We start from the raw sequence: 21,308 nt of genomic DNA on the forward strand, positions 1-21,308 counted from the left end.
ACGTGTCTGTGCAGCTTTCAAGACATCTGTGAAAGACAAGGCCCGGGGACTTGCCTTTCTTCTCTAATCCCGAATTGTGCCGTCTTCGCGATCCTGCGTCAGGTTGACGCTGTAGTAGGGATCGTTCGTGATGCGCGGCTTCCAGCGGGCAAGAACCGTTTCGGCTTCCCGACGGAACCGGTCCGCCTTCTCCCCCGTCATGTCGAGGCCGCGGGTGGCGCTTTCGAGGTGGATGAGGCGAGCGGCCGGCACCATGAGGTTGCGGTAGCCGGCAGCATCAAGCTTGAGGCAGAGATCGACGTCGTTGAAGGCGATCTGCAATGCGTCTTCATCCATGCCGCCAACCTCTGCATATTTGTGACGCTCCACGATGAGGCAGGCGGCGGTGACGGTGGAGACGCGGTGCGTGGCGACAAGGGTGTCCATGTAACCGCGATCATCTTCTGCTTTGAACTTTTGCGGATGTGCGGTGACGTAGCCGACGCCGCAGGCCATGCCGCCGTGCTGCACATGGCCGGAGGGATAGAGGAGCTTTGCGCCGACCGCGCCGATGTCCGGCCGCACAGCCTCTGCCACCATGGTTTTCAGCCAGGAAGGCTCGATGGCGAGGATGTCGTTGTTGACGAGGCCGAGCACCGCACCCTTGGCCACCGCCGCTGCCCGATTGTTCAGATGCGCGAAGTTGAACGGGCCTGGCACGTTTACGATGCCGACCTGCCCGCTGGACGCGACTTCCTCGAAATAGGTCAGCGTTTCGGCTTGCGAACTGCCATTGTCGATGATGAGGATATCGAAGCTCGGATAATCGGTTTCGCGTAGAAGCGAGGCGACGCCCTTGCGCAGGATGTCGACGCTGTCGCGGGTGGGGATCATCAGCGTGACGTGCGGCCAGCCACCGGCCGGCTCTGAGGGTGACGGGGGCTGGAAGGCGACGGTTTCCGGCTTCGCATGACGATGGTTCAGCACGTCGGGGAGATGGAGGACGTCGCTTTCCGAGGCGCCCGCCAGCGCTGTTTTCAAAACGTCCTGCCACCGGTCAGACAGTGCGCTGAGTCCCTCTGTCAGCCGGTCCTGACGGATTGCGACGAAGGGGCCGATATAGCCGGTCGAGGCCTGGAAGTCCGGATCCCAGTCCGGCTTGAAGAGCGGGTCGCGGCGCTCGCCTGCAACCAGATGATCCTCGTCCGTGTAGATGATGTCGGTGCCCTTGCCGCGTCTGGCGAAAATCTCTTCCGCAAGACGGAAAAGGGCGGCGGGAGAAAGCCGATCGCCCGCATCGACATGCACGATGTGGCCGCCCGACCGGCTGCCGATGGCGGTGGGCAGATCCGTCGGGAATGCGACGCCCGGAACAACGGCCTCGATGTACAGACGCTCCGATGCCGTCAACGGGCGCGGAGCGAGAATGTCGAGCGTCCAGTGCGGATAGACCTGCTCGCCAAGCGAAGCCAGCGTTTGGGCGAGGGGTGCAGGTCCCTCTGGATCCCATTCGACAAGCACCGCCAGAGCCGGCTTCTTCGGCCAGCGGGCAACGTTCTTGCTTGCTTGATTCGCGGAAAGCCGCGACGGCGTTTCGTAGCGGCGGATCCAGCGCTGGTAGGCATCGAGCGGAGAATTTGCGAGGCACTGCGCCAATGCTGCTTCCATGGCCGCCGGGCCCTCGTGCCGGCGTCTGGCCAGAGCGTCGCGCGTCGCTGTGCGATCCCGCTTCCACGCATGACGCACGACGCGGCTGAGCCCGATCTGGCGCAGGCTGATCTGCGTGACGGCGAAGGGGCCGGCGGAGTGGGAAGGGTCGAGCCGGAGGCTCAGGATGGGCGCATCCACGCGGCAGAAGGCGTGAAACCTGCCGTTGCGCGGGGCCAGCCGGAAGGTCGAGAAGGTCTGCCATTGCGGCGCATGCTCGACATAGAGGATCGGCTCGATGATCGGCGTCTTCATGTCGATGCCGAATTCGATTTCGATCCAGCCAGGGACGGGTGCGGTGGCGCACCGGATCTCGAATTGCGGGTTGCCGGTGGTTCCTGTGAGAACGCCGTCGCGAAGGACAAGGTTGGCCTTGGGGACGAGTTCGGCATTGAGATCGGCCGAGCAGATGAGAGGAAGAAGACGCGGTTGCCCAGCCGCGCCTGGCTGGGCTGTGGGGATATTTCCCACCGATGTGGCGTCGGATGGATCGATGCCGGTACGCGCCAGTTCTCCGGATAGGTCGTCCAGCAGTGGCTGCACGCTCGGTGCAAGCGGCGAAGCGGGCGGTGGCGCCGCCGGACGTTGGATTACGCTGTTCTCGGGCAGGAGCGCGACGCGCAATCCGGCGATCTCATGTTCGACATTCGGTCCGTCGGGAAGTGCGCGGATGGCTTCGAACATCGATAGCGCCTCCGGCAGCCGGTTGAGCCGCTTCAAGAGGTGTGCGAGGTGCAGTCGCGCGTCCCATTCCGTGCCATCGCACCGGATCGCCGTCCGATAGGCCCTCTCCGCGTCTTCCAGCGCGCCTGCGTCCTTTAGAAGATGCGCGAGCTGGACCCAACGCGGCGCAGACGCGATCGCGTGCCGGAGTTCTTGCGCCATGGCGGCGATGGCTGCGAAATGGCGCTGGTCGTCCAGGGATATCTCGGCGGACACGAATGGCTTCTCCGAATGCGTACGCACCTTCCGGGCGAAAGAATGCCGACCGCTTTAAACGATCTCCGCCCGAAGGGAAACGCCGTTGGCCGCCCGTTCGGCGATCCGGATGGTCGGCACTCGCGGCTTTCCGTCCATCCGCATGGTCAGCAAGCCGCAAGGTCGCCGCTTCATGGTCGTTTTCCCGTGGGAGAGATGGCGGGGTGCGCTATAGTTTAGCGTAACGTGATTGGAAGAAAGCCGCTGACATGCCGCATCGCAGGGACGCTCGCAACAGGCAGACAGGGAGCGCGGCTGGCGTGGCAGCGGGAGATCTGGAGGAGGAGCAGACGCTTGGCCAGCAGCTGCGCATGATGCAGCAGGCCTTCGTGGCCTCGCCGTCGCGCCGTGTCATACTGTTGCTGGCTGCCGGGCTGCTTGCGGTCATCATCGCCATTGCCGTCGGTCAGATCTTCCTCAATCGCTGGTACAAGCCGTTCTACGACACGCTGGAGCGGCGCGACCTGCCGGCTTTTCTGGGGCAATTCGTCGTCTTCGGCCAGATCGCCGGCGTCATCCTCGTCCTCAACGTCATCCAGACGTGGCTTGGGCAATGGATCAAGATCAAGCTGCGGGAAGGATTGACGCGGGATCTCATCAACGAGTGGATGAAGCCGACGCGGGCGTTCCGTCTTGCCAATGCAGGCTCGCTCGGCATCAATCCCGACCAGCGCATCCACGAGGATGCGCGGCATCTGACGGACCTGACGGCCGGCCTCGGCATCGGCCTCGTCCAGTCCGGCATTCTGCTCGTCAGCTTCATCGGGGTGCTCTGGTCGCTGTCGGCCGGTTTCGTCTTTCATTTTCAGGGCTATGCCGTGGCCATTCCCGGCTACATGGTCTGGGCCGCGATCCTCTATGCCGGCATTGCCTCGTGGCTGAGCTGGCTGGTCGGTCGGCCGCTCGTGAAGCTGAACGGCGAGCACTATCAGCGCGAGGCCGCGCTCCGGTTCTCCCTCATGCGCGTCAACGAACATATCGAGGCGGTCTCTCTGTCGGGCGGAGAGGCGAACGAGAAGCGCCGGATCGAGCGCGACCTTGCCTCCGTGCTGGAGATCAGTCGCGGCCTGATGTTTGCGATGACCCGACTGACGTGGGTGACGGCCGGCTATGGCTGGGTGACGGTGATTGCGCCCATCGTCATCGCGGCGCCTGTCTTCTTTGCCGGAAACCTTTCCTTTGGCGGGCTGATGATGGCCGTCGGTGCCTTCAATCAGGTACATGCATCGCTCCGATGGTTCGTGGACAACATCGAGGCGGTGGCCGACTGGCGGGCGACGCTGCTGCGTGTTTCCGCCTTCCGGTCGGCCATGCTGATGACCGACGAGCGCTACGAGAACGACAAGCGGATCGCCTATTCTAAGCCCGGTGCGGCCAGCTCAGGTGGCAGTATCGTCATGGACGATCTCGCGATAACCTCGCCCTCCGGCTGCGTCAGGCTTGCCGATGCGCATGTCGAGATCCTGCCGGGAGACCGGGTGCTGATCACGGCGCGGACCGACGTCGACAAGAGCTCGTTCTTCCGCGCGGTGACCGGTCTCTGGCCCTGGGGTCGCGGGCGGCTTGCGCTGCCGCCGTCCGAGAGCATGGCATTCATTCCGCGCGCACCCTATTTCCCGCCGGGCAGCGTGGCGGAAACCCTGATCCATCCTGCAGCGCCCGACCGGTTCCCGCGCGAGCAACTGGCCTCCGTGCTGACGCGCCTCGGGCTCGATCGGTTCGTGGCGTCACTCGATCAGTCATTGCAATCGCAGGTGAAGCCCACGGAGGCGGAGTTGCGCCTTCTCGCCATCGCGCGTCTCGGGCTTCACAAACCGCGCTGGATCGTTGTGGAGGAGGTGCTCGATACGCTCGATCCGGAAACCTACCAGCGCGTCGTCACCTTCTTCACCGTGGAGACGGCCAAGGCCGCCATCATCAATATCGGGCGAATGCAGCCGAACGACACCTTCTTCAAGCGCGTGCTGCATTTGGAAAACGACCCCGGCGGCAAGACGCTGAAGCGCCTGCAGCCGCGAAGCCTGCGGACGCATCGGGACGGTTAGACGGTTTTTTCGCGTCGCCATTAATCCGCTATTGGCGAATATGGCTTATGCCGGATGCAACTGCCCTTCGGGGCGAGCGTCACGGCATTCGCGCATCTGGCGGATCGGGAGGTTCGACGTGGAAGAGCCGCTGCAGCATCGTTTCTCTCTCGTCGTGGCGACCCTCGGGCGGGTCGAGGAGATCGAGCGTCTTCTGGTTTCGCTCGTCGCGCAGCAGCGCCGCGATCTCGAGGTTCTCTTCGTCGATCAGAACGGCGACGACCGCCTCGTTCCTCTTCTCGCGCGGTTCTCGGCGGAGATCGACATCGTCCATATCCGCTCGAGCGAAAAAGGCGTCTGTCGCGCGCGAAACCGCGGCGCGGCGCAGGCGCGCGGTGCCTGGCTAATGTTCCCGGACGACGACTGCTGGTATCCCGACGCCTTCTTCCAGACGCTGGAGGCACTGATGGCGTCAGAGCCGGCTGATATCTATAGCGGCCGGCCGACGGCGACCGACGGACGGACGATCATGGGGGACTTCGCCACGGAGCCGACGGCGCTGACGCGGGATACGGTCTGGGACACGCTGATGGAGTGGATCGTTATCGTGCGTCGGCCGGTATACGAAGTCGCAGGCGGGTTCGATGCGGCTCTGGGGCCGGGCTCTGGTACGATCTGGGGCGCGCACGAGGTTCAGGACATGATCCTCAACTGCCTGGAGACCGGCGCGACGGGGCAATATTTCCCGGCGCTTACGGCGCATCATCCCGAGGACCATGGCGACCGGCGGACGCACGAGCATGCGCAAAAGATGTATCGCTACGGCGCCGGGCTCGGCTACGTGCTGCGGCGGCACGGTTTTCCGATGCGGCGTTTCCTGCCGGAAATCATTCGTCCGCTGGTCGGTATTTTCGTCTATGGCCTCAAGGCCGACTGGGCGATGGCCCGCCGCTCGCGGCAACTTCTTCTCGGCCGCCTGCAAGGATGGCGCACGGCGCCTGCCCGACATACGGCGCGACGGTCCGACCTCGAACCGGTCCTGCCGAAAGCCTGACGGTTTCGAATATCCATCAGAGGAATCGAATATTAACGGATACTGCTCTAGATCGAGGCGACATCGCACCTCGGTGCTTCCAACCAACGGAACCGAATACGAATGACCTCCGCCAGACTGGATGCCATCCGGATGCCTCTTTGTGCCAGCCGGCCGATCACGTTTGAAAACACCGTCGGCCTTTTCACACCGGCGCAAGGTGCGGTTACGCGAAGCGCCGTCCTGTTCATCAGCCCTTGGGGGCTGGAAGAGCTCTGCGTGCACAAGGCGTGGCGCGAGCTTGCCGATAGCCTTGCGGATGTCGGTGTTGCCAGCCTGCGCTACGACCATCCCGGCACGGGCGATGCGCTGGATCTGCCCGAGTCTGCGGGCCTCGAACCCTTCGTGACGACGGCGCTTGCCGCGGCGCGATGCCTTCGCGATCTCACCGGACTTCAGCGTCTGGTCGTGGTGGCGCAGGGGTTCGGATCGCTTCAGGTTCCAGACCTGCTTCAGGCGGAAGATCCCTCGTTTGTGTTTGCGGGTGTTGCTCTTCTTGCGCCGGTCACGAGCGGGCGGCGATATCTGCGTGAGCTTTCGCTATGGGCAAAGGTTGTGGACGAAGGATTGGGCTTGCCGCCCGGCAGCGGCGGTCCGGGTACGTCTATCGCGGGCCTTACGATGCAGGACAGCATTGCCGCTGCGGTGCGCAGCGCAGATGGCAAGGCGCTGAAGCCAGCGGGCTCGACGCGTTTTTTCATCGCGGAACGTCCGCAGTCGGATGCAGACGGAGCGCTGGCCGTTCAGTTGCAGACGGAGGGTGCCGATGTCACTCGGGTCGTCTTCGAGGGCTATTCCGACCTCGTGTCGAACCCGACCATAGCGGAGACGCCCGTTGCCGTCTTCAAGGCGTTGAGCAGATGGATCCTTGACCTCGTCGGGTCCGAGGTCGCGGCGGATGCCGGGCAGGGTGCACCGTCTTCCGGCGTCATCGATGGCGGCAGCTTCATCGAATGTCCTATGCGGTTCGGCCCCGACGACCGGTTGTTCGGCATCCTCTGTACGCCAGCCGATGCCGTTCCCTCGGGCACCGCTTTGCTGCTCGGCACCGGATATGACCGGCAATCCGGCTGGGCGCGCTCGACGGTGGAAACGGCGCGCATGCTCGCCGCATCGGGCATTGCCTCGTTCCGGTTCGACGCCGCTGGCATCGCCGATAGCCCGCCGGCGCCGGAGGGCGACCGTCAGGTGCTCTATTCACCCAAACAGATTTCCGATGTGCGCGCCGCGCTCGATCGCATCGAGGCCATCGGCCTGCCCGATCCCGTCTTCGTCGGTCGATGCAGCGGGGCTTACCTCGCGTTCAATGCGGCGCTGGCCGAGCCGCGGTGCCGTGGGGTCATCGCGATCAATATTCTGACCTTCTCCTGGGATCCGCGTGACGATGTGGATCAGATGATCCGCTACAATCCCCGCTCGCTCGACGACTACAAGCGGCGCGCCCTTCGCATGGAGACAGCCTACAGATTGATCTCCGGCAAGATCGACGTGCCGCGCGCCGCCGGCAATATTCTCAAGATCGTCGTGCGCCGCGTTTCGCGGATGGCAGCTCCGGTGCTTGGTTCCCTGTCGGTCGAAGCAAGGCTGCGCAACGGTGTGCACCGCGCGTTCCGGCAATTGCGCGACCGTCATGTCCCCGTTTCTCTCGTCTATAGCGAGGGCGATATCGGCCTCGCTCGGCTGACCCAGCATTTTGGACGGGACGGTCACCTTCTTGCACGGTATTCGAACGTCTCGCGCATCCTGCTGGCCGATGCCGACCACAATGTCACGCCGCCCAAGGCGCGGCGCGAACTTCGCGAGCACATTCGCGATACGATCCTCGCTATCGCATCCGCCACACGCACATCATCGTGACCTTCTACGAATGGGTAAAACAGCACCCTGCGCGAAGGCTCAAGATCCTGTTGCGTTTCCAGTCGTCTCGTGAAGCTTCGCGCGTCGATCGTCAGACGATGTGTGGGTCAGAAGTGGACGGGGAGGGTGCTGCCAATGGCGGCGATCTCGCCGGAGGGCCGCGCCGGCATCTCTGACCCTGTCGCCTTCGGCACCAGCCGAATACGGCGTGCCGCGCCGGGCACGAGGTGGAACCAGTTGTCCGACGGCAGGAAGCCGGGGCAGGCGATATGCACCGACTGGGCGAGGCGGTCGGTCGCGATATCGAGCACGAAGCCCTCATCGGTCTCGATCAGGTCCGCTGTCAGCGTTGCATCGTGGATCGCCGTGCGGCGGCCGAGCGGGAAGTGGAAGGCCTCGGCAAGGGGGGCATTCGTTTCCGCCGAGACGAGGCGGGCGACCGTCACGTCATGCTGCGGGCCGGCGAAACGGTAGGCATAGGTCGTATCGAAGAACGCACCGAAGAGATCGGTTGCCGGCAGCCGCAGCCTCGATCGTGCCGGCAGGATGGTTTCGTGACGGCCGGAGATAACCGGCTGGCGCCCTGCGCGAAGGCAGGTGAGTTCCAGCCGCACCGTCTCGTCGCGTGCCGTGTCGTTGACCAGATGGATGTCGAGGCCGTTCGTTCCCTCATCGAGGAGAAGCACCTGAACGGAGCGGAAGGCGCGGCGGACAGCATGCCAGACGGGTTTCGGTACACCCGTGGCATCGACGAGACCCCAGCCGGCGCCGGGCAGAAGATCCTGGAACGTCCAGACCAGCGCGCCGCCGCAGGAGGAGCCCGCGCGGCGCCACTCGGAGAACGTGGCTTCGATCACCTCGCCGGTCACGGCACGCGATAGGTCGAGATAGCGCGCAGGGTCTTCCCGCCGCAGCCGGGCCGGGTCGAGGTCGTAGAAACGGCCGAGATAGTGATCGCGCGTATCCTCGAAATCCCATGAGGCATCGCGGTCGCGGGGAACCCGTGCCTTCCAGCGGGGATCGTGCACGGGTGCGACGGGCAAGTGCGCATCGAGCGTCACTTGCTCCGGCACATTGGCAAAGGCGAGGCATTCGGCAGCGAAGCTGACATCGGCGCGGCGGGCATCGTCGAGCGGCCGTTCATAGGCGCCGACGCCGTAATAGTGGCCGACGCCGGCATTCGGCGAGAAAGGCTGCGCACCACCGAAGGGGGAGTTGGGAACGTAAGCGATATCCGGTCGCTCCCGCGCCACGACGCCCGGCAGGACCGTTTCGGTCAGAGGGCCTGCCCATACCCGTTCCGCAAGGCCCATCATCGCCGCCTGCTGGTACATCTCGCTACCACCGCAGAAGATGGTCAGCGAGGGCGAGGCGCGTGTCGCCCGCAGCAGGGTCTCGATCTCCTCGCGGAGCAATCCTGCGAAGGCCTCGTCCTCGGTCGGATAGTCGAAATTGGCCAGCATGGCGTCCTGCCAGACCATCAGCCCGAGTTCGTCGCAGAGCGCGAAGAAGGCGGCACTCTCATAGGTCATGGTTCCGCCGATGCGGATCATGTTCATATTGGCCTCGGCCGCCAGCCGCAACCAGGGTGCATAGGCCTCCCGTTCTCCCGGCAGCGTCGCGATGTCGGCATTGGTCCAGATGGCGCCGCGGCAGAAGATGTCGACACCGTTGACCTTCAGGGCGAAGCGCGTGCCATCGGCGCCCCGCTCGATCTCGATCCGGCGGAAGCCGGTGCGGCCCAGCGTGAGACGGTCCTCCCCGATGAGGATTTCGACCTCGTGGAGCACAGCTTCGCCATGGCTGCGCGGCCACCAAGGGGCGATGCCTGGCAGGACAAGCGTGGTCTCCGCACGACCATTCTCAACCATAACGGTGGTCTCATGGCCGGCGCAGCGCAGCCGGACCGGCCCCATCACCGTCGTGTCGAAGCGAACGTTCAGGTGGCCCGTGCCGTCGGCATCGAGGCAGGCGGCGATATCGACGGCGCTGACGCAAGCCTGTTCGGCACGGCGGAGCGTAACGGGACGATAGGGGCCGGCCGCGTGGATCTCCGGGCACCAGCCGGGCATGTAGCCGAGCGCCGTCGTGCGCACGCCGCGCAGGCCTGCGGGCACGATCATCTTGGTGCGCCAGCGCGCGCGCTTCAGCTTGCGCAACAGATGCGGCAGGAGCGCCCGGCAGCAGATCGCGAGGCGATCGTTGCCTGTCAGGCGCACGGGGACGTCGTGGCTCGTGAACATGCTCTGCGAGGAGAGGATCTTCTCGCCGTTCAGGAAGACGTCGGAGAGGGTCGCAAGACCTTGGAAACCGAGAATCGCTTCACCTGGCGGTTCATCGGCGATGATGGTGAGGAACCACGCATCCTGCCCGTTCAGCGGTTGAGGGGCCGCGCGATCGAACAGGCCTGCCGCTTCCAGCGCTCCGGCCACGGTGCCGGGCACGATTGCGGGAATGCTGTCGTCCTCAACGAGTGTCGATGGATCTGCGTGAAGCCCCGGCGGTGTCAGGACGAGGCGCCAGCCTTGCGTCAGGGGGCGTGTCTCCTCGAGACGAAGGCGTTCCGGCAGCGTTGTCATGATGTCGTGAGGTTCCCGGTCAATCGTGGGCAGATGAGGGATCAGGGGAGCTTTGCCGCCAGCCCCAGCATCAGAACGTCCCAAGCCTCTGCGGCAGGCGTCAACGTGCCGCCGAGAGCGTCGAATTTCTTGCGGTTGACGGCGCGGGCGACCTGAAACTGCACGGTCTTGCCGACCTCGGAGATCTTGAGGGCTGCGAGGCGTTCCGCCTCATAGCGCCCGTCCGGCGCAAGCCAGCCGAGATGGGTGGCGAGCAGTTCGTAATTCGCGCCGAACTGGCGAAGCGTGTTGAAGGCGTATTTGTGGAAGAAATCGAAGTCGCGGTTGGCCAGAGCCTCGACCTGCGCCGGGAAGACGGCAGCAAAGGCCTGAAACGGGTTGTCCTGCGGGCGGCGGGCGAAGTGAAAGGCCAGCAGCGCCTGCGCCGTTTCCCGGATGCGCGCCTCGTCCGGCAGCACGGTCGGCAGCTTGGCGAACTCGGTATAGGGCAGGAGCGGCAAAGCATCAGGATGCCCGAGCGTCTGGAACAGGCCGTCGAAATCGTCGCCTTCCAGATGGAAGAAGCCGCCATTGTGGAAATAGTCGAGGCTGCGCGAGGCCACATCCAGCCGGTTGATGCCGATCGTCGTCTTGCCGTGTTCGCGGCCATAGGCGACGCCTGCCGTGTCGGGCATGAAGAAGCTGTCCATCTCGACGAGGCAGAGACGGCCGCGGGCGATCTGGGTCTCCAGATGCCGCTCGACCTTGTCGAAGATGGCGAGTTCCGTACAGGTTATGCCGTACAGGGCTTCGAGGTCTTCCAGCGGCACCTTGAAGAAGGTGAACTGGTCGCCCTCGAAGTCTTGGCGGAGCGTAAAGCCGAGCATGGCTTCCGGCGGCAGGCCCAGCGTGTTCAAGACCTCGATCCAGAGATCGATGTAGCAGTTGGTCTCCGGCCACATGCGCTCCTTGTCGTGGAGCGCATGTGGGCGATAGGTCTCGGGCGCGATGCCGGGGAAGACGGCTTGCATGGTCGATCAGCCCCAGAGCGTCTTGCGGACGTGTGCCGGCCATTCGTTCACGTCGAGGCCGTGGTGCTTGAAGAGCGCCAGCGCGATGCGCTCCAGGCCGAAGCCGACGCAGGCGGTGTGCGCCGTTTCGCCGTCGTCCGTCGTCAGGCCCCAGGTCTTGCCGAAATGGTCCTGATGGTAGTTGAAGCTCATGCAGGCGGTCGGGCCGGCATTGGCGTTGACGGGTATCAGCAGCTCGAACTTGAGGTTCTGGTTGCGCTGGTTGTTCTTGTACATCTTGCCGGCGCGACCGAAGAAGGGGTCGTTGGCGACATCGATCTCGACGGGCAGGCCAACCGATTCCATCAGCTTGGTTCCACGCTCCATCCAGTCCTGGCGGAAGGCGACGACGTCCGTCGGCTTGCCCATGCGGACATATTCCCGCATGCGGAACAGCTGCATGCGGGTCGGCTCCTTCGACGGCTCATGACGGAAGCAGTAGGACTGCAGGTCGAAGAGGCCGCCGCCGACAGGCAGGGCGCCACGCTTGGCGATCGTCGGATAAAGCGGATAGCAGGCGGCAGGCGTCAGAACGATGTCGGTCGCCTGTTGCTGGCCGGTCCAGTCCTTGCCCTCTTCCATGCATGTCAGCAGGCTGACATGGTCGAGCTCGCAGCCGCAGAAGGAATGGATGGTGCCGGCGAGCTGCGGAAAGCTCTTCATGTAGCCCGAACCTTCGAAATGGGCGCGGTTCATGCCGGGCGGGAAGCGGATCGCCTCCGGCTTGTCGACGCCGCCGAGGCCGTCGATGACGGCTTCGAAGCGGGTGATGACGTCTTCGAACACGCCGCTGCGGCCATAGAGGCCATCGACGCCGGTGTCGATGAGGAGGCCGGCCGCAAACAGCCGGTCAAGCAAGGGAAGCTGCATATCCATGGTCGATTATCCCAGAAGGTTGGTTTCAATCTTGTTGACGAGAAGCATGTTCGACGTATTGGCGAGAATGCGGTCGTTGGAGATCATAAGCTGCGCGGACTGTGCGTCGCGCAGGTGGCGTCCGAGGGAGAACGCGGTGCCGTTCTTGTAACCCATGATGCCGGTGATCTGCATGGCGTGGTCGATGATCTTGGGCACGGTCTGGGAGACCGCGATCTTGACGTTGTTCATCGCGACGGAGAAGCCCATGGAGGAGAGCAGTTCAGGCTCGGCAAGGGCTGCCTCATAGCGGGCGAGACCCGCCGTGACATTTGCGCGGACCTGTTGCAGGAGGCTCGATGCTTCCGCGAGGTGCAGCGCGCCGGGCGGTGTCTGGCCGGGGCTCTTGCGGGCCGCGGCGCGCACAAACGCCTGGGCGCGGGTCATCGCATTGACCGCTATTCCGTACCAGACGCCGCCCCAGAGCAGGTGCGAGCTGGCAAGCATCGACTGTGCCGCGATCTCGGCGAACGGTTTTGGCAGGATCTGTTCCTTGGGGGCTTCTCCCTTGAAGAGATAGCCTTCCGAACAGGTGCCGCGCATGCCGAGCGTATCCCACTCGTTGGTGCGCTCCAGCGTGTACTGATCCTTCGTGAACACCGTCATGACCTGGTCGGTCGTCACGGCGTCCGGGTGAGCGCGGGAGGTGATCAGGATCGCATCGGCGTGGCGGCCGTAGGAAATGACCGTCGCGTCCTTCTGAAGCCGGCAGGTGTCCCCGTCGATCTCGATGGCGCAGATCGAATTGCGCATGTTGCCGCCGATGCCGCCTTCCGTCGTCGCCGAGGCGATCAGGAGCTGTTCATCGACGATACGGCGCATGAAGCTCTGGTGCCAGGGGCTGTCGATGCCGTGGGATACGAGGCTCGACAGTTTGATGTGGTGCATGGCGAAGACCATGGCGGAGGCGGAGCAGGCCTGACTGATAACGGTGCAGGCTTCCGCGATCTGCGCGGTCGTCGCGCCCTCTCCACCCAGCGTGACGGGGATCTGGATCGACAGCAGCCGCTCCGAGATCAGGGCATCTACCGCTTCGCGAGGGAAGCGGGCATTGCGGTCCACGTCGTCGGCGTGCTGCCCCGCGATGCCGGCCACGCGGCGGGCGCGCTCCAGCAGCGTCGATCCATGGGCGTTGAGAGCGACGTCCATCAGGCGGCTTCTTTCCCGGCCACCAGCTGGTTGACCGTCTGCTCGATGATCGTGATCGTGGAGAAGGACCTGCGGTTGAGCAGGTTGTCGGGAAACTCGACGTCGAATGTATCCTCGAGCGCCAGCATCAGCTGGACGGAGCCATGCGACGACATGCCGGCTGCGTAGAGGTCTGCGTCGTCGTCCAGGGTGGCTGCCGAGGGCAGGGAGGCATATTGGGCAAGCATTTCTCGGATCTGGGTCTTCACGGCGTCACTCCTTTACAGCGCGGCTCGAGGCCTGTGGCTCTGATGGACGCAGAGATAGCGGTTGCAGGCTAAAGACGGCCTAAGGAATATAGCTAAAGTTTCCTCAAGTGATGCCTGATATGGTTCTTGCCTGCGCAGATCCCGTCGTAAGTCCCTGCAAATGTTGTGCTTCGCTTCGGTGTGAACCGCCACGTTCAGGGGTTGTTAACCATAAGCTGTCAATTCTTCGGATCGAGAACCTCGTGTCGGGTGCGAACGAACGTCCGAAACTCGCCGAGCCAAGCTTTGAGCGCTGACAAAACAACCTGGCGTGGATATGGAAGCCCTATGGACATCGACGTCTTTCAACTTCCGTCGATTGTGATGCGCCGGATCGGCATCGTCATCGTGACGGCGCTGATCTTCGGCGGTCTTGGGTTTGCGTTCGTTCTCAGCCAGCCGGCCGTCTTCCGTGCCTCCACCCAGATCCTGCTCGACCCCGAGCGCCTTGCCGCGGTCGGCCAGTCCGCCGGCGATACGGCCGCGCCCGCGCAGGCGCAGCAGGCGATCGACAGCCAGATCTACGTCATGCAGTCCTTCAGCGTTCTCACAGAGGCGGCGCAAAAGCTCGAGTTGCAGAAGGATCCGTTCTTCCAGGCGAAGGTCGGCATGATCGGCCGCCTTCTTGGCCGGTCGCCACCGGTGCCGGTTTCCCAAGAGGCGGCGGCGGCGGGCGCTGCGGCGACGCTCGCGCAGAACCTCATCATCACCCGGGCCGACCAGTCGCTGGTCTTCACCATTACGGCCCAGCATCCGAACGCGGCGCGCGCCGCCGAGATCGCAAATGCCGTTTCGGCGATCTATCTGGAAAAGGCCAACAAGACCGGTTCCGACAAGAGCCTCAAGGCCAGTATGAGCCTGCAGGTCGAGGCGGAGGAGCTTCGCAAGCGATTGCTCGAAGCCGAGGACAAGGTCGTCAAGTTCCGCACCGAGAACGGGCTGATCAGCACGGGCGAGAAAGGCCTCGTGACCGACCAGCAACTCGAGGATGTAACGCAGCAACTCGGCGGCGCGCGTGCTTCACTCGAGCAGCAGCAGATCAACTACAATCAGGTCCGCTCGCTGACGACAGGTGATCTTGCCTCGGGCGCTATTCCCGAAGCGCTGCAGCAGACGTCTGTCACGACGTTGCGGACACGCTATGCGCAGACGCTCGATCGGCTGGCGGAGCTGCAAACCAGCCTCGGCAGCCGCCATCCCCAGCTCCAGACCGCCCAGGCCCAGGCCGAAAGCATGCGGCGGGCTCTGGAGTCGGAGCTCAAGCGGGTGCAGGACTCGGTGCGCAACACCTATGAGCGCAGCAAGGCCAATGTCGCGGCGCTCGAAACGCGCTTTGCCGCGCTGCGCAACGCCAATGGCGCCAGCGGCGACGCGCGCACGAAACTTGCGCAACTCCAGAGCGAAGCCGATGCGATCCGCGGCGTCTACACCTCGTTCGTCACGCGCTCGGAAGAGTTGAGCCGCCAGTATGATATCGGTTCGGGCAATTCCCGCATCATCTCGGAGGCCTTGCCACCGTCGAAGACGACACGGGCCTCCGCCCTGCTGGTCGCCATCGCCGGCTTCCTGTTCGGGGCCGCCGCCGGATCGGCCATTGCCGTCGGGCTGGACCTTCTCGACGGGCGGGTGACCTCCGATCGACAGATCGTCGATATGCTCGGCGTTCCCGTCATCGCGCGCATCGCGGCACGCCGGACGGGAGGTCATCGGGAAACATCCGGTTTGGCGGAGGACGGCTGGACGTCCGGCCGCTCGCGGCGCACCGGCGGTATCGTCGCGCGGATGAAGCGACGCATGCCGTTTTCCGGGAAGGCGGCTGCACGGTCGCATGCGATGGAGCGGCAGCGGGAGGCAGGCGTGACACGCTCGGCCTATGTGCTGACCGATGCCGTTGCGGCCCTGCCGGCCCGCATCGTGTTTCTTTCGCCCGGCATGGAAAAGCCGGATGAGGCGCTGGTGGGCGATATCGCGCTCGCGCTGGCCGATACGGGAGCCGCCGTCGATGTCGCCAGTGCGTCCGTTGCCGCGACTTCGCCGCTGGCCGGCACACTGAGACGTATGCAGATGGGTGGCGTCCCGGCTTTTGAAAGCGTCACCTACCGCCGGCTCGATCGCCATGCCGTACCAAGGCAGCGCAGCCGTGCCTCCGGCTCGCTCCTCTCGGCGGCAATCAAGCCGGAGCCTGCCGACTTCTCGGTGGTCGATGCGACGGGGGAGGAGAATGCTGCACGGCTGATGGCCTTCGTGAAGGACAGCGATGCAATCGCCATCGTCATCCGGCCCGGCCGCGTTGGGCGCACCGATCTGAAGGATCTGGCGCAGGCGCTCGGCCCCTGGAAGACCAAACTCGTCGGCGTCGTGATCGTCGAGGCAGCGGCCTGATGAGCGTCCTTCAGGACGTCTCCGCGCGATACGCACTGCCTGTCGGCGGTCTCCCTGCTCGGGATGGCGACGCGTGGCGGGGGCTCTATACGCGGCTGGCCGCCTTCAGCGTCATCGGCGGCCTCGTCTTCAATGCTCTTCTCTGCCTCGTCAACACCCGGATCATGCGGGTGTCCGATAGCCATGTGATGATGTCGGAGATGGTGTTGGTGGGGTGCGTGTTCATCGTGGCGCTTGGGCGCCGCACGGCACCCTACATGCTGATGGCCGTCTTTATCTCTTATATGGTCTTCCTGTTCACGATGCGTGGCCAGCCTGATCTCAAGGCCGTTCGCGACATTCTCATTCCCATCGGTTTCTATTTCGCGGGGCGGACGCTGCAGGACCTGAAGCTTGCCGACATGCTGGTCTTCATCTCGGCGGCCATCGTGGTGGCCGTCGGCCTGTTCGAGTATTTGGCGCTCGACGTCTACATCTCCTTCTTCAACGTCATCGGTTATTATCTCGCACGCGGCAGTGTCACCGTCGATCAACTCTACGGCCAGACGACCGGCCTGTTCATCAGCGGCATGCGGCCGAGCGCGCGCACCATCCTGCCGTTTCTCGGCATGCATCGGGTGTCCTCGGTCTTTCTGGAGCCGGTTTCTGTCGGAAATTTCGGGGCGATCGTCTATGCCTGGTGCCTGTTCCGGCCGACCATGCGCCTGCGCTTCGTCACGCTCTTCCTCGCGTTGACGGTGATCGCGCTCGGCGATGCGCGCTTCGGGCTCTACACCTGCATCCTGATGACGCTGCTCCTGCCGGCCTACCGCTTCATGCCGCGTCTTGCATGGTATGTGCTGCCGTTCATCATGCTGTCGGCGCTCGCCTATTACGGCATCCAGTCGGGCACGCAGGGCGGGCCGAACGATATCGGCGGCAGGTTTCAGGTGACCGCGCACCTTCTCACCTCGCTCGATCTGCGCGTGGTGTTCGGCGCGCAGACGACGACGCAGTTCACGGCGGACTCGGGTCTTGCCTATACGCTGACCAAGTTCGGCCTCTTCGGCTTCATAGGACTCTGGGGCCTGCTCGTCTTTGCGCCCCTCTCCAGTGTGAAGGCCCGGACCTTCCATGGCATGGTCATCGTCTACCTTTTGCTGCTGATGATCATCAGCGACAGCGGCTACTCCATCAAGACAGCGGGCTTGCTGTGGTTCCTGTTCGGCACGATCTCCGTGCTCGACGACGCAGCGCTCGGCCGCAAGCCGCGAGAGCCGAATTCCGCAGCACCCGCCGACCGGAACCTCAGCGCGGCTTGATGGTGTCCAACGCCGGACAGGCATCCTCCTCGCGGGCAAGCTTGCGCGTCATCAGCGCTTTCAGCTGCAGTCGGTCGCCCGTTTCGGTTGGCTGAATGTTCAAAGGTTCGTCCGGCGACCACCAGTCACCGGCGGCCCAGTAGGTCCAGCCGATCCAGACGTCGTTGTCCTCTGCCATCACATCGACCATGCGGGCCAGCCCGATCATGCAGTCCGATGTCTCCGATCCGCCGAACTCACCGAGGAAGCCCCGTGTCTTGTTGGCCCGGAACCAGTCGGTCATGGCGCGAAGTGCTGCCGCGGCATCATCACCACGCGGGCAGTCGTCGTTCGTTCCTGAAAAGTCCTTGTCCAGATACTGGTGAACCTCGAAGGCGAGGTTGTTGGCCGTATCCTTGACGTTGATCATGGTCGAGGCATTGGAGGAGCCCTCGATATCGACCTGCCAGCTGTGCGCGCCCGTCCACGACACGCCGGGCACCAGCACGAGGTTCTTCGCACCCGTCTTGCGGATGGCGGCGATTGCGGCATTGGCGGGCGGCAGCCAGGCGGTGGGGGCCATGTCGAACGGCTCGTTCATCAGTCCGAAGACCACGCCCTTCTGGTTGGCGAAGACCTTGGCCAGACGTGCCCAGACATCGGCGAGCGCCGCGTCCGGCACGTCCTTCGTGCCGACGATCTTCTCGTTGTAGCGGGCGAAATTGTGGAGGTCGAGAATGACGGTCTGGCCGTGTGCGCGCATGGCCGCGACGCTGTCCTTGAGGCGTTGAAGCTCTCCCCGGTCAAGGGGGCCGTTCAGCTTGCGCTGGATGCGCTCCCAGCGAAAGGGAAGGCGGACGGTGTTGAAACCTTTTTCAGCGAAATAGTCGATCGTTGCCTTGGAGGGGTAGGTGTATTCCTTGCCGAAGACGCCGGGCATGGTGCCGAACTCGGCGCCTGCAAGATTGACGCCGTTGTAGCACCCGGCGAGCGCGGGCTGGACACTGGCGGAAAGGCAGGCCGCGAGCGCGAGGAGGCGGGCGGCGCGTCCGGCGAAAGACCGTGTCGGTTGCATGATATCGATCCTCATCGGGCAGGGGCGGTCGTATCGAACGACATAGCGGGACGTGACTCGGCGGCAAGGCCAAGCACCGAGCGGTAGACGTCGCAGTAGCGGTCGGCCACGGCACTCCATCCGTAGGCGTGAGCGGCGGACATCAGATCGCTCCGGAGCGCGGGGCCTCGCGTCTCAAGGCGGGTATAAGCGGCTTCCACCGCATCGACTGTCGCGGCGATGTCGGAGGCATCGCAGAGGGACAGGTCCGGATGCCGGCCCGCGAGATCGACAAAGGCGGCGTTGGCGTTGAGCACGGGTAGCAGCCCCGCGCTCATCGCCTCGACGGCCACGAGCCCGAAGCCTTCATAATCGGATGCCGAGACGAACAGGGATGCCTCGGCGAGGCGATGCCGGATCTCGGGATTGGTCAGACCCTTGTGAATGGTAACGGCTGTCTCTGCCCCATGTTTGCGGGCCTCGGCCCGCAACATGTCCACCGTGAGGTCGGAGGGAACGCCGATGATGTCGAGGCTCCAGTCCGGGTGGCGTGTCTTGAGGGCGGCGGTCAGTTCGATCAGCAATGGCAGCCGCTTGTTGGAGGAGAAACGGCCGATGGTGACGAGCCGGCGTGCCGGCATCCGGGCGGCAGCGTCTTCGAATTTGCCGATATCGACGCCGTTCTCGATCAGGCGAACACGGTTTCCGGCGATCGGCTGGAAGGTGCGAACGTCCGCCTCGCTGCAGCCGATAATCTTGCTGTAGCCCGAAGCGGACACGCGCGTGACGCTGTTGAACCAGGTCTTCTTCAGGGCCGAAAAAGCCTTGGTGTGGAAAAAGCCGCCATGGGTCGTCGCGACCATCGGGCGACGATGGAGGAGACGCCCCCAGGACAGCGCGTCGAAGAAGAAGTCGATGGCGTGGACGTGAACCAGATCGGCCTCGCGCAGATGCCGGAAGACGGCCGGGGCGAGGGGATAGCGGGTCGAGCCGCGCCAGGGAATGCGCACGATCTCGATACCGTCGATGAACTCCTCGGCTGGCAGGCGGCCTCGCTCCGGCTCGGAAAACAGGCTGTCGCAGGTGACGACGCGCACGCGAAAGCCACGCTTGGGCAGCGAATGGCAGAGATTGGCCACCACGTCTTCCAGCCCGCCGCGGTTGGGCAGGAACTGCCGCACGACCTGAACGATCAGCGGTTTGCGAACCTCGGAGATCATGTCGTTCCGCTCCTGCATCGCCACCATCAGGCTCCCGGATTCTCGATCGTCCGCGGCGCTGTGACCGCGGGTGGAAAGGTGCGTCCAACCGTCGACGGGGTCGTGACAGGGGCCGCCCCAGCCGGTGACATCCGCCGTTTCCATGTGCCGATTGCGACCGACACGGTTTCATCGAAGATCGCCCGCTCCTGAAGTCGCAGAAGCACGACGGAGATGAGCATGCTGACGCAGGCGGCCACGAGAAGAAAGGCCGGCGAGCCTGCAAGGAGAAACTGGAGCATGCCTGCCGCCACGACCAGCACGGCGGAGGGAAGGAGCGCACGGAAAATGCGCCGCGGCATCTGCGAGAAGAGAATGAGCAGGCTGCAATCGAGATAGCCGCGGCAGAGAAATGCGATCGCGGCTCCCAGAATGCCGAACTGGTATGTCAGGACCAGCAGCAGGAGAATATAGGGCACCATCTGCGCCACATGGATCTTTGCCGTCATGTCGGGCCGGCCCTGCCCTTGCAACAGGGTATAGGGCGCGAAGGTCAGCGCATTCGGCCAGCTGCCCATGAGGAGGACGATGGCGACTGTGCCCGCAATCGCCGTGAAGGGCGGGCCCATCCACAGGTCCAGGAAGGGCCGCATGAGGAAGATGCCGGCCGCGCAAAGCCCTGCATAGAGAATGCCGCTCACCATCATCGCCCGCTCGGAAATGGCGATCGCTTCCTCCCGCGGCAGGCTCGACAGGCGGGGAAACAGCGTGCGCGCGAGCGAACTGGTGAAGACCTGGCTGCGCATCACGAGGTTCATCGGCACGGAATAGTAGGTGACAGCGCTGACGCCGAGCGTCTTGCCGATGACGATCTGGTCGAGCGTGTTGAGAACCGGGAGAATGATCGAGGAGAGCGTGATCCAGCCGCCGTAGTTCATCAGGGAGCGGACCTTGGCGAAACGGAACCGGTCGAAGCGGAAACCCTGTTCCGTGTAGAGCGCGATCAGCGTCGCCACGACGACGGAGGCCGCGCGGGAGAGGGCCGCCGCGGGAATGATGACCGAGAGATCCGGCGCGATGAAAATGGCGCAGAGAACGGGCACGATCTGCCCGACGATCATGCCGCCGATCTGCAGCGCATTGGCAAGGAGGAAGCGCTCGCGCGATTCGAGGATGCCGATGGAAAAGCCGGAAATGAGGGCGAGCGGCAGCAAGCAGGCGATGAATGGCAGGGCCGTTGCAATTTCGGCTTCGAGCTCCGGCGGTACCGTGAAGACGGTGAGCAGGAGGAAGTTGCCGGCGAAGTAGAGCAATGTGGCGCCAAGGCTCGCCAGAGCAATGTTGAGCAGGAAGGAGGTCGCGACGATCTCGGAGCGTTCCTCCCTCGCCGAAAACGGCAGACGCGACAGAGCGTTCGTCGAGGCCCGCGACAGACCAAGGTCGAGGAAGCCGAGATAGCCCAAGAGAACCCAGACGATCGACATGACGCCATAGCGCGCGTCACCGATGTGCCGCACGAGAATGGGTACCGTCACGAGCGCGATCACGATCGGCGCGATCGCCCCCGCGACATTGATGGCGAAATTCACCGATAATTGCCGTTTGGGCTTTTCCGTGGACATAGGGGTCTTCCCGGGTCATTGCCGTCACCGAACCGGACACATCCTCGCCTCGGGGCGGGAATGGTCGTTCAACGGGCAGATGTAGCGGGCAAAGACTAATGGATGCTGCAGAGATCAGGGCATCCGTTCGGCACGGTAACCGGAGCGTTAACGG

The 21,308-nt window shown here is 64.1% G+C and carries 14 protein-coding genes; 5 read left to right on the forward strand and 9 right to left on the reverse strand.

The annotated features are described in order from the left end of the window. Positions 1–63 precede the first annotated feature (63 nt). Positions 64–2,625 (reverse strand): glycosyltransferase, encoded by a 2,562-nt coding sequence (locus BSG19_RS16570; RefSeq protein WP_092989160.1) that lies wholly within the window; start codon positions 2,623–2,625, stop codon positions 64–66. A 299-nt stretch (positions 2,626–2,924) separates the two neighbouring features. On the opposite strand from BSG19_RS16570, the gene BSG19_RS16575 reads away from it, so the two are divergent. The 3 genes from BSG19_RS16575 (at position 2,925) to BSG19_RS16585 (ending at position 7,638) form a co-directional block, all read left to right on the forward strand. Further along, positions 2,925–4,709 carry an ABC transporter ATP-binding protein/permease gene (locus BSG19_RS16575; protein WP_244529294.1) on the forward strand — a complete coding sequence of 595 codons (1,785 nt, stop codon included), beginning with the start codon at positions 2,925–2,927 and terminating at the stop codon, positions 4,707–4,709. Positions 4,710–4,827: 118 nt separating this feature from the next. Continuing rightward, positions 4,828–5,742, forward strand: a complete 915-nt coding sequence (locus BSG19_RS16580) for a glycosyltransferase family 2 protein (RefSeq protein ID WP_170866018.1) — start codon at positions 4,828–4,830, stop codon at positions 5,740–5,742. A gap of 102 nt (positions 5,743–5,844) precedes the next feature. Next, a complete protein-coding gene (locus tag BSG19_RS16585; protein WP_092989163.1) occupies positions 5,845–7,638 on the forward strand; it encodes an alpha/beta hydrolase family protein in 1,794 nt (597 codons plus the stop codon). 107 nt (positions 7,639–7,745) lie between these two features. Here BSG19_RS16585 and BSG19_RS16590 read toward each other — a convergent pair whose 3' ends face one another. Genes BSG19_RS16590 through BSG19_RS16610 form a run of 5 tightly spaced genes read right to left on the reverse strand, consistent with a single transcriptional unit; the run spans position 7,746 to position 13,578 of the window. Next, the gene (locus BSG19_RS16590; RefSeq protein WP_092989164.1) at positions 7,746–10,217 is read right to left on the reverse strand and encodes a glycosyl hydrolase 2 galactose-binding domain-containing protein; all 2,472 of its coding nucleotides are present in this window, start codon (positions 10,215–10,217) and stop codon (positions 7,746–7,748) included. Positions 10,218–10,258: 41 nt separating this feature from the next. Beyond that, positions 10,259–11,227, reverse strand: a complete 969-nt coding sequence (locus tag BSG19_RS16595) for a DUF1839 family protein (protein ID WP_092989165.1) — start codon at positions 11,225–11,227, stop codon at positions 10,259–10,261. A 6-nt stretch (positions 11,228–11,233) separates the two neighbouring features. Next, positions 11,234–12,142, reverse strand: a complete 909-nt coding sequence (locus tag BSG19_RS16600) for an amino acid--[acyl-carrier-protein] ligase (RefSeq protein WP_092989166.1) — start codon at positions 12,140–12,142, stop codon at positions 11,234–11,236. A 6-nt stretch (positions 12,143–12,148) separates the two neighbouring features. Beyond that, positions 12,149–13,330 (reverse strand): acyl-CoA dehydrogenase family protein, encoded by a 1,182-nt coding sequence (locus BSG19_RS16605; RefSeq protein ID WP_092989167.1) that lies wholly within the window; start codon positions 13,328–13,330, stop codon positions 12,149–12,151. Beyond that, on the reverse strand, positions 13,330–13,578 hold the full coding sequence (locus tag BSG19_RS16610) for an acyl carrier protein (protein ID WP_092989168.1): 249 nt from the start codon (positions 13,576–13,578) through the stop codon (positions 13,330–13,332). Before BSG19_RS16610 ends, BSG19_RS16605 begins: the two co-directional genes overlap by 1 nt. Positions 13,579–13,905: 327 nt before the next feature. Between BSG19_RS16610 and BSG19_RS16615 the strand changes: the two genes are divergently transcribed. Next, positions 13,906–15,999: a GumC family protein gene (locus BSG19_RS16615; RefSeq protein ID WP_092989169.1), complete on the forward strand. Its 2,094-nt coding sequence runs from the start codon at positions 13,906–13,908 to the stop codon at positions 15,997–15,999. After that, entirely contained in the window at positions 15,999–17,300 is a 1,302-nt protein-coding gene (locus BSG19_RS16620) for a hypothetical protein (RefSeq protein WP_092989170.1), read from the forward strand. The genes BSG19_RS16615 and BSG19_RS16620 overlap by 1 nt, the downstream gene beginning before the upstream one ends. Here the strand turns inward: BSG19_RS16620 and BSG19_RS16625 are convergent. The 3 genes from BSG19_RS16625 to BSG19_RS16635 are packed head-to-tail and all read right to left on the reverse strand — an operon-like array spanning position 17,287 to position 21,154. After that, positions 17,287–18,354, reverse strand: coding sequence for a glycoside hydrolase family 5 protein (locus tag BSG19_RS16625; protein ID WP_092989445.1), 1,068 nt, complete (start codon positions 18,352–18,354; stop codon positions 17,287–17,289). The genes BSG19_RS16620 and BSG19_RS16625 overlap by 14 nt on opposite strands. A gap of 11 nt (positions 18,355–18,365) precedes the next feature. After that, positions 18,366–19,553, reverse strand: coding sequence for a glycosyltransferase family 4 protein (locus BSG19_RS16630; RefSeq protein ID WP_244529295.1), 1,188 nt, complete (start codon positions 19,551–19,553; stop codon positions 18,366–18,368). Positions 19,554–19,579: 26 nt separating this feature from the next. Beyond that, the gene (locus BSG19_RS16635) at positions 19,580–21,154 is read right to left on the reverse strand and encodes a flippase (protein ID WP_092989171.1); all 1,575 of its coding nucleotides are present in this window, start codon (positions 21,152–21,154) and stop codon (positions 19,580–19,582) included. Between the last annotated feature and the right edge of the window lie 154 nt (positions 21,155–21,308).

Origin of the sequence: Rhizobium sp. NFR03 (assembly GCF_900111275.1) — a bacterium.
Taxonomy (GTDB): Bacteria; Pseudomonadota; Alphaproteobacteria; order Rhizobiales; family Rhizobiaceae; genus Ferranicluibacter.

Bases quoted from the DNA above. Each gene is read 5' to 3' on its own strand.
- BSG19_RS16585 (WP_092989163.1), top strand. From the start codon at position 5,845: ATGACCTCCGCCAGACTGGATGCCATCCGGATGCCTCTTTGTGCCAGC.
- BSG19_RS16590 (WP_092989164.1), bottom strand. From the start codon at position 10,217: ATGACAACGCTGCCGGAACGCCTTCGTCTCGAGGAGACACGCCCCCTG.
- BSG19_RS16595 (WP_092989165.1), bottom strand. From the start codon at position 11,227: ATGCAAGCCGTCTTCCCCGGCATCGCGCCCGAGACCTATCGCCCACAT.
- BSG19_RS16600 (WP_092989166.1), bottom strand. From the start codon at position 12,142: ATGGATATGCAGCTTCCCTTGCTTGACCGGCTGTTTGCGGCCGGCCTC.
- BSG19_RS16605 (WP_092989167.1), bottom strand. From the start codon at position 13,330: ATGGACGTCGCTCTCAACGCCCATGGATCGACGCTGCTGGAGCGCGCC.
- BSG19_RS16615 (WP_092989169.1), top strand. From the start codon at position 13,906: ATGGACATCGACGTCTTTCAACTTCCGTCGATTGTGATGCGCCGGATC.
- BSG19_RS16620 (WP_092989170.1), top strand. From the start codon at position 15,999: ATGAGCGTCCTTCAGGACGTCTCCGCGCGATACGCACTGCCTGTCGGC.
- BSG19_RS16625 (WP_092989445.1), bottom strand. From the start codon at position 18,354: ATGCAACCGACACGGTCTTTCGCCGGACGCGCCGCCCGCCTCCTCGCG.
- BSG19_RS16630 (WP_244529295.1), bottom strand. From the start codon at position 19,553: ATGATCTCCGAGGTTCGCAAACCGCTGATCGTTCAGGTCGTGCGGCAG.
- BSG19_RS16635 (WP_092989171.1), bottom strand. From the start codon at position 21,154: ATGTCCACGGAAAAGCCCAAACGGCAATTATCGGTGAATTTCGCCATC.